This is a genomic window from Collinsella sp. OM06-18AC (assembly GCF_003438785.1).
Lineage (GTDB): Bacteria > Actinomycetota > Coriobacteriia > Coriobacteriales > Coriobacteriaceae > Collinsella.
The window spans coordinates 112,760-125,330 of record NZ_QSTX01000006.1; the positions used below are offsets into that span (position 1 = coordinate 112,760).

At 51.2% G+C, this 12,571-nt stretch carries 11 protein-coding genes and 1 pseudogene; 10 read left to right on the forward strand and 2 right to left on the reverse strand.

Annotation, left to right across the window (positions count from 1 at the left end; genetic code table 11):
- Positions 1-3: 3 nt before the first annotated feature.
- The 10 genes from DXB86_RS05510 (at position 4) to DXB86_RS10195 (ending at position 11,282) form a co-directional block, all read left to right on the forward strand.
- Complete coding sequence (locus tag DXB86_RS05510) at positions 4-1,455, forward strand: flippase (protein ID WP_117736440.1); 1,452 nt, start codon at positions 4-6, stop codon at positions 1,453-1,455.
- On the forward strand, positions 1,445-2,431 hold the full coding sequence (locus DXB86_RS05515; protein WP_117736441.1) for a nitroreductase family protein: 987 nt from the start codon (positions 1,445-1,447) through the stop codon (positions 2,429-2,431). The genes DXB86_RS05510 and DXB86_RS05515 overlap by 11 nt, the downstream gene beginning before the upstream one ends.
- Before the next feature lie 56 nt (positions 2,432-2,487).
- Entirely contained in the window at positions 2,488-4,203 is a 1,716-nt protein-coding gene (locus DXB86_RS05520; RefSeq protein ID WP_158555289.1) for a phospho-sugar mutase, read from the forward strand.
- Between the two features lie 1,107 nt (positions 4,204-5,310).
- Positions 5,311-6,969, forward strand: a complete 1,659-nt coding sequence (locus DXB86_RS05525; RefSeq protein WP_117736443.1) for a hypothetical protein — start codon at positions 5,311-5,313, stop codon at positions 6,967-6,969.
- A gap of 60 nt (positions 6,970-7,029) precedes the next feature.
- Positions 7,030-7,617, forward strand: a complete 588-nt coding sequence (locus DXB86_RS05530) for a hypothetical protein (protein ID WP_147330823.1) — start codon at positions 7,030-7,032, stop codon at positions 7,615-7,617.
- 119 nt (positions 7,618-7,736) lie between these two features.
- The gene (locus tag DXB86_RS09905; protein WP_147330824.1) at positions 7,737-8,666 is read left to right on the forward strand and encodes a hypothetical protein; all 930 of its coding nucleotides are present in this window, start codon (positions 7,737-7,739) and stop codon (positions 8,664-8,666) included.
- A gap of 37 nt (positions 8,667-8,703) precedes the next feature.
- Entirely contained in the window at positions 8,704-9,045 is a 342-nt protein-coding gene (locus DXB86_RS05540) for a hypothetical protein (RefSeq protein ID WP_117736446.1), read from the forward strand.
- Positions 9,046-9,049: 4 nt separating this feature from the next.
- The gene (locus tag DXB86_RS05545; protein WP_117736447.1) at positions 9,050-10,108 is read left to right on the forward strand and encodes a hypothetical protein; all 1,059 of its coding nucleotides are present in this window, start codon (positions 9,050-9,052) and stop codon (positions 10,106-10,108) included.
- Positions 10,080-10,463, forward strand: coding sequence for an ASCH domain-containing protein (locus DXB86_RS05550; RefSeq protein ID WP_199410999.1), 384 nt, complete (start codon positions 10,080-10,082; stop codon positions 10,461-10,463). The genes DXB86_RS05545 and DXB86_RS05550 overlap by 29 nt, the downstream gene beginning before the upstream one ends.
- Before the next feature lie 471 nt (positions 10,464-10,934).
- Positions 10,935-11,282: a 3'-5' exonuclease gene (locus DXB86_RS10195; protein WP_369831482.1), complete on the forward strand. Its 348-nt coding sequence runs from the start codon at positions 10,935-10,937 to the stop codon at positions 11,280-11,282.
- 62 nt (positions 11,283-11,344) lie between these two features.
- On the opposite strand, the gene istB is transcribed toward DXB86_RS10195, so the two are convergent.
- Both istB and DXB86_RS09980 read right to left on the reverse strand, forming a co-directional pair.
- Positions 11,345-12,088: an IS21-like element helper ATPase IstB gene (gene istB, locus DXB86_RS05560; protein WP_117736450.1), complete on the reverse strand. Its 744-nt coding sequence runs from the start codon at positions 12,086-12,088 to the stop codon at positions 11,345-11,347.
- Positions 12,078-12,571 (reverse strand): annotated as a pseudogene (locus tag DXB86_RS09980) (hypothetical protein); the annotation flags it as partial. The gene istB and the pseudogene DXB86_RS09980, both read right to left, overlap by 11 nt.

A 12,571-nucleotide genomic window follows, 5' to 3' on the forward strand; every position in this document is an offset into this window, starting at 1 on the left:
TCTATGGCAGTAGGCACAAAAAAGAACTTTATCTATAACTCAGCGTATTCGATTCTGAATATGGGATTGCCGCTTGTGACGGCACCATACCTTGCTCGAATCATCGGCGCTGAGGGTACTGGAATCTACGCGTATTCGTTTTCCATCGCGCAATTCGTGATTCTTATTGCCAAGCTCGGGCTTACCAATTATGGAACGCGGGAAATCGCCAAAGTACGTGGCAATCAGGATGCGTTGAATCAGCTGTTCTCGCGTCTTTTTGGACTTCAGTGCTGCTCGACGGTTTTGATTTCGATTTGTTATGCCATTTACGCATTCTGCTTTTCCTCTGAACATTTCATCATGGCCTTGGTGTTTCTGATTTGGGTGGTCGGCACCTTTTCAGATATCGATTGGTTTTGGTTTGGCCTCGAAGACTTTCGGCGTGTTTCCATCAGGAATATTACGGTCAAGCTGCTGAGCGTCGCCGGGATTTTCCTGTTCGTGAAAACGAAGAGCGACACGCCGCTGTACGCATTGATCATGGTGAGCGGATATGTGTGCGGCTATCTTACGAACTGGATAGGACTGAGGAAGCGCGTACGAATCCTTCCTCAGTATCTGTTGGACTTCAAAGAGCACCTCTTTCCCTGCTCGTTGTTGCTAATCCCAACGCTTGCTTTGAATGTATATCGGTCGTTGAACAGAGTGATGCTGGGTGCGATGAGCACCATGGTTCAGACGGGTATTTTTGATAATGGGGAGAAAATCGTCTACTGCCTGTCAGGCCTAATTGCTTCTTTCGGTTCAGTCATGATGCCGAAGATGTCGAAATTGGTGGCTGAGGGGGACTCGGCGAAAATCGAGCACTATATCTCCCTCTCCCTAAGGCTCATGGCAATAATGACCTCGATGATGGCGTTTTGCTTGTTCGCAGTTGCAGACAGTTTGATTGACCTCTTGTTTGGTGCTGAGTTCAGCCAAAGCGCCAACATCTTACGTCTGTCCGGTTTTGCTCTAATTGCCATGGGGTTAGGCAATGTCATCAGAATGCAGTACATCATTCCGAGCAAAATTGATGACATCTATGTGAAGTCCACTCTTATCAGCAGTATTTTGAACGTGCTTATCAATGTATTGCTGATTCCTCGTTTGGCTGCGTTGGGTGCGGCTATAGCGTCCCTAGTGGCTGAAAGCTTCGTTCCGCTTTATCAATATTTCCGTTTGAGGTCACGATTCGATTACTCAAAGGCAGTGCTTGCCAGCGTGCCGTACTACCTGATTGGACTTGCAAGTGCACTTCCGGCATTACTAGTCCAACGGGTATTTGGTATCTCGGTTTTGACGTTGATCCTTCAGCTTTTTGTCGGTTCGATTCTGTTCATTCCTTTGACGGTGCTTTGGGCGCATGTATTTGACAAAACGCTATTCGAATTTGGCCTTTCAATCGTAAGGAGAAAAAAGAATGTCCGTTAAGGAGCAGCTGCAATCAATTGATGCCCTGCGTAGGGTTGTGAAGGCACATAAGGTTCGCAGGGAGATGCGTACCGATGCGAATCGATTCGTCGCCAACTACGCGGAGTCGATGTCGGATCACGCGTGTGTTGATTATCACGTGCTTCTGATTGTTCACAGCTTGGAAAAGGGCATGTGCTCTCAGGGCCTTCGTCCCTTCGGCAAGAAGAAGGTGCGAGAGCTGATTGATTATTTGAAGACGTATTCCGAGAACCAGAAGGTATCGACGGCGTATGAGATGGGCGTCAGCATTCTTTTGGTTTGGAAAGACCTGTTTGATAAGCATGGCTGGCAGCAGGAAGACGGCTATAAAGCCGTGAACGAATTCCTGAAGACGATTCCGGCCTCTTTCGAACCGGTCCCTGTCGGCGCTCATGAATACACGCTTCAAGATGCGACGGCGCATCGCATTGATGATTTCACGACCGTTATCAAAGATCGTCATTCTGTTCGTGAATTTAAGCGCGTGCCCTTGAAGCGCGACGATGTTCTTGATTGCGTGGAAGCGGCTCGGTATGCGCCTACCGCCTGCAACAGGCAGATGATTAAGATTCTCGAGGTTACCGATCAGGCAAAGGCGTCCAAGCTCAAAGATGCGATTATGGGCCTTGGTGGGTTTGACAAGGACGCCGTCACGCTCTTTGTCGTGACGTTCGATCTCAACGCGTTCACCTTTTACGGAGAGCGTAATCAGGGCTATTTAAATGCGGGCCTTGTTGCCATGAGGTTCGCCGACGCTCTCCACTTCAAGGGAATCGGGTCGTGTTTCCTACAGTGGGGGAATACCGGTGCCGAGGAGGCGGCTATTTCCAAGCTGCTGAACCTTAAGGACAGCGAGCGCATCGCGGTTGTCTTGGGTGCCGGTTACTACCCGGATTGCACGATGGTTCCGTATAGTCACCGCAAGGAAATCAGTGAGATTTTCATAGAGGTATAAGCTCTTCGCATCTTGTAATCAATTAGGGTTATGGACTCATCGACGGGGGAATGACGGTGAACGACGTATCTATCGAAAACGAATTTGATCGCTGGCTGGAAGTGATGGACGGTAATGAGGATCGGGAGGCTCTGAATGCCCTCGCGTCTAATCCTCAGCTTCTAAAGGACGCGTTCGCTCGCGACCTCCATTTCGGTACTGGTGGCTTGCGCGCTAAGATTGGTATGGGTCCAAACCGGTTGAATGTGTGGACGGTGGGTAAGGCTACTCAGGGTCTCGCCAATTGGCTCAACTCGCAGGTTGATGAGCCGCTGGTTGTTATTGCACGGGATTCGCGCCACGGCGGCCCGGAATTCGTTCGTCGTGCCGCTGAGGTGCTCGCTGCAAACGGAATTCGCTCCGTGGTATTCGGGCATCCCTCTCCCACGCCAGTTCTGTCGTTCGCTGTCCGAGACCTCGGCTGCTCGGCGAGCATTGTCGTTACCGCCTCGCATAATCCGGCTGAGTACAACGGATTCAAGGTCTACGGACCCGATGGCTGCCAGGCGACAACAGAGATGTGCCGGCAAATTCAGGCTGCCATCGATTCGGTTGATATTTTTGACGATGTTTGCGCGGAGCCTTTCGATGCGGCAATTGAATCTGGTTTGACTGCGTGGGCCAGTGGAGATGTCTTAGACCGTTATGTCAGCTCTACGCTTTCGTGCTCGCAGGGCATTGATTGCAGTGACCTATCAGTCGCGTATACTCCGCTCAACGGTGCCGGCCTTGTGTGTGTGCAGCGCGTGCTTGGCAATATGGGTATGGGAGCATTTCATGTCGTTGCGGAACAGGCCGAGCCGAACGGTGACTTCCCAACGTGTCCTAAGCCTAACCCCGAGGTTCCGCAGACCATGGAGGCTGTTATTGATCTCGCGAGCCGAGAGAGATGCGACCTTGCCTTGGCGACGGATCCTGATGCTGACCGAGTGGGAGTTGTTGTTCGCCATGGCGGTGAATATATAACGCTATCGGGTAATCAGGTTGGCGTGTTATTGCTGGACTGGCTTGCTCGACGGGCCGCTTCGAGGGAGGGGCTTGACCGAAAAGTTGCTGTCACCACGATTGTTTCAACGCCCATGGCAGATGATGTGGCAAATGGGTATGGCTTAGAGCTCAGACGCACGTTGACGGGTTTTAAGTTCACCGGTGAGCAGATCGGACTCCTTGAGCAGGATGGTCGACGGGGCGATTTCCTGTTCGGCCTTGAAGAGAGCCTTGGGTATCTGTCTGGAACTCACGTGCGCGATAAAGACGGCATCGAAGCGTGTATGCTCGTGTGCGAGATGGCCGCGGACCTAAAGGCCGATGGGCTTGATCTGGTCGATGCCATGGCACGCTTGTATGACCGCTACGGCTGGTGGTCTGGCAAGCAGTTAACGAGAGCTTTCGAGGGTGTCGACGGTGCCGAGCGAATGGCTGCGCTTATGGACAGATTTCGCGCGGGAGCTCCTACCGAGATCGCCAACTTGACAGTTGACCATGTGATTGACTACAAAGCGGGTGCGCCTATGCCAATAGTGAATTCGCTACCTGACGAGCCCGTTCAAACACTGCCGCCGAGCAACGTGCTTGAGTGGAGACTCTCGAACGGGTCTCGTGTACTTGTTCGTCCGAGTGGTACTGAGCCTAAGCTCAAGGTGTATCTCTTTGCGAAGGGCTTGACGAAAGAATCTGCTGATAACCTATTGGATGCTTTATGGAACTCTATGAATGCATTGCTAGATTGCTGAGATGGGGGCGCGGACAAATAGTTGGACCGAACCGGTCCGGTTAGGAGTTCGCAGATAACGAGCTATACGGAAGAGGAAAATCGCAAGACCGTCGAGACGGTCGAGGAATGCGGAGGGTCCGTCATGCACGCGACCCGCAAGTCGGGGTACCCCTCTCGGCAGACTCTCTACCAATGGCTCAACGAGTGGGACGCATCGCACGAGAGGAAGGCGGGCGGACTCTGGAGCCACTGCAATCCGGCGCTGAGGGTCTGGGCGGTCGCGTTGGTGCGGTCGGGCATGACGGGCGGGGACTTCGCCGACATGCTCGGCGTATCCAGCGCGGCGGTTGCCTGCAATCGAGTCGGAGCCGCAGAGAACCCGAGCCGGGCGGCGGCTGACAGGAGCCGCCTGAGCTTGCTTTGCGTATTTGTTTATTTGAGTAACGTACGATATCGGAAACAGTATTGTCGATATTGCTTATGGGCACTGAGGCCAACGCGGGCATCGGTGCCCTTTCGTTATTCAAATTCATTTCGGTCATATCGGCCGTGGCCCTATTCCAGATTATCGAATGGTTCGGTGTGCTCCTGTTCATTATTGTGCATCTAAACGATGGGCAATTCGGGTCAATCAATGGGGCTATATAAATCAGCGTATACGCATGCCTGATTCAATGCTTTGCCGCTCTCTTCTCCTCTCGAGCGGACTGATTGGGCATGCCCCAAGTCGTGCTTCGACAGTTGGATTTATAGGCTACCGTTTGACGAAAAGTATCAGGCCAATGACCTCTACAAAAGTATCAGGGAGTACCATTACCTCAGGCGTTCACTGCCTGGTGCATGACGTTGTCATCCGTTCGTTGACCTTGTAAGTTGGTCAACTGTTTATTGGGGGGGCTGTCATGCTGTTGACCAATATTGCTTTTCCCTGCTTTAAAGATATTAGTTCTTCCCTTTTGCATTGATTTTGGTCATGTAAGGGGCATCGTTAAAGGCGTTATCTGCTGCTGTGCTAATGCGCCCGCACGTTGTTGTCTTGTAGGAGCCGGGCAATTGGGTTCTGTATTTGCTCGTGCACGCAGTTTTGGTGCGAACTGTACGTTCTTCTCTAATAAGGATGTCGTATATGAGTGATTCCATAGAAGACAGCAATCAAGAAGAGTTCGAATGGCTTCTATTTGAGCTTGATGAAGCCCGCGAGGACCAGAGAGTGTCTTTGGATCATATCGTTCAGGTCCTTGTTGCTTGTATTGCTGCGCTCGCCATTTTGTATTCTGTTGCGGCCGGATTTGGCGCTTCTGAAAATTCGATTCCCTGGAAGAATGAGGGAATCGCTACGATTGCAGCCTGTGTGATTCTTGTAGCGGGTTTTTACGGCTCCAGCATTGGCCAGGAACGCATGTTTCGCTATCACTATATGGAAATGATCGAAAAGAGGATTTCCGAGATAGTGCCGACGGGCGATGGGGCTATCGCGCTGGGCTGGAACCAGTTTTCTTCTCGTTTAATTACTGCCAATATTCATCACCTAACAAATAGGGGTGCGCGTAGACACTATGTGCATTTTGCACTTGCGCTTGTATCGCTTGTCATCGGGTGCGTTTTGCTTTCTTTGCTATTGCTGCTTACCGTGCATAATAAATGGGTCAGGCTTCTGTTGCCGCTGGTTGTTATGTCCGCCCTTATATATCTTTTGTACTGCTATTTCATAGCTACTGATTACAGTCGGCTGACGTTTGAAGAGATACTGAAGCTTAACGTAGATAGTGTCCCTAAGGAATATCGAGAGAATAGCGATGAGGTGTCTGAGGATAATAGGCCGGGTCACTACTTCTCGCAATTAAGAGGTAAATTCCTTCGTCTGTTGTACACACGTCCTCGCGATTCAATGAAAAGTTTCTTTTATTTAGGCGGGGCTTTGTTGGGTACTTCCCTGGGAGGAGGCTATTCTCTTGGAGAGTGGTTCTTCCGGTTCTTCTTGCTTGTGTTTGTCGTTGACATCTGTGGCTACCAAGCGCGTTATCTCATCAATGATATTAGGGGCATTGCGGAGGATAAGACAAACCCGCAGAGTGCGGGCAGAAATAGGCTTCCATTGCTTGGCGGCGGTAATGAGCGGCATACTATAATTGTTGCCATGCTTGTTGTAGTTGCTAAAGCGATTGCTGCATTCTTGGTTTGTGCGACTATTTGGGCAGACGGCGCCATGTTATATGGTCATCCGGTTCCCGGTGACCCTTACCTTGCCTTTATTCTGGGCTTTGCATACGTTTTGGTCTTCATTATTGCCTGCTTCTATGAGAGCGCTAGGGCTAAAGCTGAGCGACTTTGGAGTGAGTATGTCCGGCGCCATGATGGGTCGCCGGTTATGCGTGGGATGAATCTATTCAAATCTGCGAAATACTTCGGATACATTGATCCTAGAGAGGAGTCGCGCTCGCATGACGTCTTTAAGATGTGTTTTGAGACTCTTAGGATTGTTCTTTATGGATATCCGCTACGTTTTTGTGCTGGTCTTCTTGCTTTTGACCCGCATTTATTCGGACTCGTGGCCGGTGGAATTTCGGAGTTTCCTTATAGGGTAGGCATGCTACTTCTCTTGATTGTTGCCTGCGCCTTGTATGGTTGTGCTTTTGTTTATATAACCTGGAGCTATGAGGCGTCTGCGGCCAAGAGGGCTTCTGCTATGAGCTGCCTACAGGCAAATAAAAGTGTTGAAGGGATTATTTGGCCATCTATCAAGCAGTCTCATATGGTTGAATTCAAAAAGCCTCATATTGCGTAACTTGGTTATCGACTGGGGTCGAGAGCGTGCGACCTTTACCCGCTGCGGGTGCAGTGGAGCTTGATTGAACCTTGGAACTGGACAGCATTGCTGGCGATCCTTCTTTTGCACTGGTTCTCCATTTGGCTTCTTCCTTGCTATTATTCTTTTTTCTCCTTGGGATTAAGTGTTGTACTGTTTGCTTTGGCTGATTGTGTGCCCAACAAGGGCGTTCTTGGCATGGTTTTCACTGTTTCAATTGTTTTGATTATTGTTGAGTGCGTTGCATTGGTCGCCTCGCTTGTCTGTTCTGATTTTTACCTATCTGTTATCGAATTTCTTATGCGCAACTATTTACCCTATGGGTTTATCGAGACTGCCCAAGATGGATCGCTGTTCGTCGGAGAATGGTTTGCTCAACTATGCTTAAGGCCCTTGATTTGGATTTCCCAGTCGCCCTACAACGCTCTTGCAATGAGTGTTGTAGTGGTCATTGCCCAAACGTTCCTGGCAATCTATGCGCTGTTTAGGAACATGAACTACTACGACATGAACGCACCGTTTCTTGAGAACTTCTTCAACGCCGTTAAGGGTGCGGCGATGAAACTGTCCACGGCGATCTTGGGTGAACACGCGATACATGTGCTGTGCAAGAAGAAGGGGGAGTGAGGAGGCCGCTGTTCACCTCGAGCGAGTATTGAGGGCGCTCGTCTCGCTGCGCCGATCAAGGGCTCTATTGAGGGGTAAGATTGATTGGGGAAATTGAATGTGGGGTAGAGGAGACGAGGATGGCACAACGTGAGTATGATAGCTTCGCTATTGGAGTGCTAAATGACGGCGATGCTGTTGCGCCGCTTGATTTGTCAATTAATGTGTGGGCCGATGTTGGACATACTTCTGAGATTGATTTTGGTATCCAGATTCCACATAGGGATGATATTTCCGGGTTTTTCATTTTCGTCCCGTTCCAAATTGAAAAGAACGATGTCGTTGACCTTTCTACTTCGTTTAGTGATAACGAATTTAATCAAGTCTTGTTTAATCGGGACTGCGAAACAACATGTCGTCTTAATCGAACAGTAGTTAAGGATGCCGGCGGTAATTCGTTGTTGGTCCTTCCTATTTCGCGGAACGATCGTTTGACTGTCGTTAATCTGGATGGTGGATCCCTGCTTTCGTTTTATTACGATCCCTCGGCTTTTCCCCACGACCATTCGTCTTTGTACTTTAGAATACGATTGCCTTTCGTGTCGCTTAACTGCTTGCTGTCTGGTCCCGATGATATGAGAGAAGTAATAACAGGACCCATTGTTCCTTTTCGGACTATGAACTCAATTGCCGTTAACCAGGTTAGAGGTCTTCCGAGTTCAATTGTTCGTAGGCTTGTTGATTCGAAAACCGATATTGGCGACACGCACATCGCAGTTATTGCTCCTCGTCAATGGGAGGTAAATTCCTTTCTTACGCCGTATAGGGTTAGGCCATTGGAAAATGTTGCCTGGGAAAAATATCAGCCCCGGTTGAAAAGCGGCAATGCGATCCTGCACTCAAGTTGCTGCGACATGTTTGTATATCAGTGGCTTATATCTGACAGTAATACTTCGTTGCAGCTAGAGTTTTCGCGGAAACGCATCACCTTTCTAACTTTACTTTTTTACCTTGCTATTCTTTTTCTATTAAACCTTCTGAGCGAAGTCTTAATTCGTTTGGTTTTGTGATCGCCGAATAGGTCGTCCTTTATATGATTGGATTGTCATGACGAAGAGCACGGTAGCCACGCTTAAAATTCGACCATCTATTTTCGATTTGATTCGCAAAGGCATAAAAGAATATGAAATCAGAGACTCTTCGCTAGAGGGGGTCGACATTATATGCTACCTGGATAGCGAGACAGGTGCGTTTCTTGGGTCTTTTACTGTTGATGGTGTTGAGCGTGTTGGCCGAAGCGCCGATCAACAGACTATTGAGCGCTCTGGTGTTAACGTCGATACCTTCTTTGAATTGTTTCCTCCTGCTTCGGTTGGCGGTCCTGATGCTTTGTGGGTCGCCAAACTTCAAAAGCCTGTTGATATCAATGATGCACTAGGGATTGGTTGAGACTATGGTTCAAGATGACTATATTCAACAGCTGCCGTTTTCGGAAGTTAACCTGGACGACCCTTTTTTCGATAGCCTTAAATACTCTTATCTTGGTTTTGATGAATGGTTCAGCAGAAAAGCAACAGGCGGAGAGTCCGCTTATTTTGCATTCGACTCGCACAACAATCTGATTGCGATGCTTTATCTTAAAGAAGAAAGTGGTCTTGAAGAGGGCGTAACTCCTCGGATGGATTTTCCTCGTCTTAAGATTGGTACATTTAAGGTTGATTTCGATCACCATACGGGAATTGGAAAGCGCCTGCTTGCAATTGCTTTACGCGAATTTGCCAAATCTGGACAGAATTTTCTTTACGTAACTATGCATGATAACGAAAATACCTCTTCGCTGGCAAAGTTGCTATACAAATATGGCTTTAGCTTTTGGGGATCAAAAGATCAGGAGACGGTTTTGTACAAGACCAGGCCCTGTTCCGATGATGACACTTTCAGTCGTTATCCCTTTGTAAGCCGGTCTTTGGGCAACTGCTGGATATTGTCCATACGCCCTGAATATCATAAGAAGCTATTCGGTGATGTTCATTTAACAAGCGAGTCAGGCCAGCCTAAAATTGATGAAAGATGCCTGAACTCGATTGAGAAGATATACCTTTCCGGTTCGCAGAGTGCTGCGGATATGGTGGAGGGCGATAAAGTTATTATTTACCGAACTACTGACTATGAGGGACCAGCTCATTATCGTTCGGTCGTTACGTCAGTGTGTACTGTAGTTAAGGTGGTCAATCTTAACTTTTTCAGGGATGAGGAAGATTTTCTGAAAAAGGTTCGCGGTAAAACGGTTTATACGTTAGAGGAATTGAGATGCTTTTGGCAGACGAAAAGATATCCTTGGCTGATCTGTCTTCTGTTCAACTTCCCGCTGGAGCGCTATCCTAACCGCAAGCAATTGTTGGATTGCGGGTTTATTGATGACGGGCGTCTTGTTTGTGAGCGCACATCTCAAGATGCAATGGACGGAATAATGGCACTGGGGAATGCCGATGAAAGCTTTATTGTCGATTAAATCCGAGTTTGTTAAGCGGATTTTATCTGGTGAAAAAAAATATGAATACCGGCGTCGTGTGTTTGCCCGCGACGATGTTGAAGCGATCGTAATTTATGAGACGCTTCCGGTTGGTCGTGTTGTTGCGGAAGTCGAAGTCGAAAAGGTTCTCAAAGATACTCCGTCCGCGCTATGGGAAGAAACTCATAAAGACTCAGGAATTACTGAACAGTATTTCTTTTCTTATTTTTCTGGGCTTGAGCAAGCCTGTGCTATTGAGCTCGGTAACGTCAGACTTTTCGATAACCCGCTTTTACTGTCTGAATACAATCCCGATTTGACACATGCCCCGCAGTCATTTGTTTACGTTGAATAAGGGAGTTCGTTTGTAATTGCTATGCGGCACCGCTGCTATTGCGCTACGGCACCGGAGCCGATGTGGGCTCCGGTGGTAATTTGTTGCTGGCGGTCTGCCTATGCAGTTGGGGTGTACAAGATACTTCAGCAAGATTTGCGTCACGGGCTTACAGTCGTGGGGATAGCGTGTCTTTTACTGGGTTATTAGGGCTGAATATCACACAACGGCACTGTCAATATTGCGCTGGGCACCGGGGCCGAAACCGATCGCGGAGCCTTTTTTGTAGCTAGAGGCCAGCTCCGTAGTGCTATCGCTCGCTAAATACTTCGCAGCGAAGACTTTCTGCGGTCAGTATGCAGAGAGCAGCGTAAACACCGTAAAAATGACTTCCTCGCGCTGGATCAGTCGGAGCGCTTCGATTATATCGTGGGCATCTTTTCCGAGGGTTCCCTGCGACGTTTCTCCGATTACCTTGATGCAGATTTCTCGATGATGGCCATTCACTCCGCTAAGGGGCTCGAGTGGGACACTGTTTTCATTCCGGGCGTTACGCGTTTCGATTGGCCTGGAGTGATTTGCTCTCGGTGCGAAAGTGCTGGTATGTGCTTGCATTCTGGGCATGGATGCTGGATCGTGGATGTGAAGAAAATGCCAGACGGGCTTATTGAGGAAATGGGTCTGCTGTACGTCGGTGTCACTCGCGCCCGCAAAGCAGTATATGTCTCCGCTTCTATTCAGCGCAGGACAAATAACGGGAACTATCAGGTTGCCTGCCCCTCTTGTCTAACGTCTCTTCCGGGCCTCGAGACTGTGGTGTGCTTCGTCAAGAGGATTTGAGCAAAAAGAGCATCGGAAATTGAGCAGCTTGAGCATCGGAAGCGCGCACGCTTTTTGAGCGGCTAGCCCTCCTGCATGAGGGCATGGCGGACGCGGTAGGACTCGCCGCGGAACTGGACGAGCCTCCCGTGGTGGACGATGCGGTCGATCACGGCGGCGGCCATCTGGTCGTCCCCGAACACCGACCCCCACCTGCTGAACTCCAGGTTCGTGGTGATCACCACCGACTGCCTCTCGTATGCGTCGGCGAAGATCTGGAAGAGCAGCCTCGCCCCGTCCGCGTCGAGCGGGAGAAACCCGAGCTCGTCGATGACGAGCAGGCGGGCCTTGCCGATGAGCGCGGCCTCCCGGTCGAGCCTCCCGTCGTCGCGGGCGCGCCTCAGGCGCATCACGAGCGAGGACGCCGTGAAGAAGCGCGCCTCGAGCCTCCTCTCGCACGCCAGCGCGCAGAGGGCCGACGCCATGTGCGTCTTGCCGGTGCCGACGTCGCCCATGAGCACGAGGTCCTCCCTGCGCTCGACGAAGTCGAGCGCGAGCAGCGACTCGCGCCCCATGCCCTCCGGCCACGACACGGCCGACCAGTCGTAGCCGTCGAAGGTCTTGGGCGCCGGCAGCGCGCAGCGCCTGAGCAGCGTCGCGCGCTTCGAGGCCTCGCGGCTGGACCTCTCCGCCTCGAGGTAGCCCGCCAGGTACTCCACCTGTTTCGGGGTGCCGAGCCTCGACCACTCCTCCAGGACGGCGGTGGTGAGCGAGCACGACCGCCCGGCCTCCACGACCCTGCGGGCCAGCTCCTCGCTAGCTGCCATCGGCGACCGCCCCCTTCAGGAACCCGTCGTAGACCGACAGGTCGGCCCCGCCGGCCCCGCCGCCGCCACCCGCGATGCGCCTCGCCAGCACGTCGACCGTGGCGTCGTCGGGGACGCGGCCGCCCTCGACGACCCTGAGCGCCGCCTCGCAGGCCGCCTCGAAACCCGAGGACTCGCTCGCCCGGCCGATCGACCTGAGCGTGCGCCTCCTGCCGGCGGAGTCCATCCGGTCGATCCCCTCGACGAGCCCCGGCGGCATGTCGCGCCTGATCGTCGACTCCCCGAAGGCCCTCGGCCTGGCGATGATGGCGGGCACGAGCGAGAGGGGGTTCCGGACCGCGGGGCCCTCCCCGAAGGCCCTGGGGAGGACGGCGACCCGGCGGCCGCGGTCGGCGAGGATCTCCACCGTCGACGCGCGCATGCCGACGAGCAGGCTCCTGTTAGCGTCAATATATTTTTCACCATTTTCACCAACGTATTTTC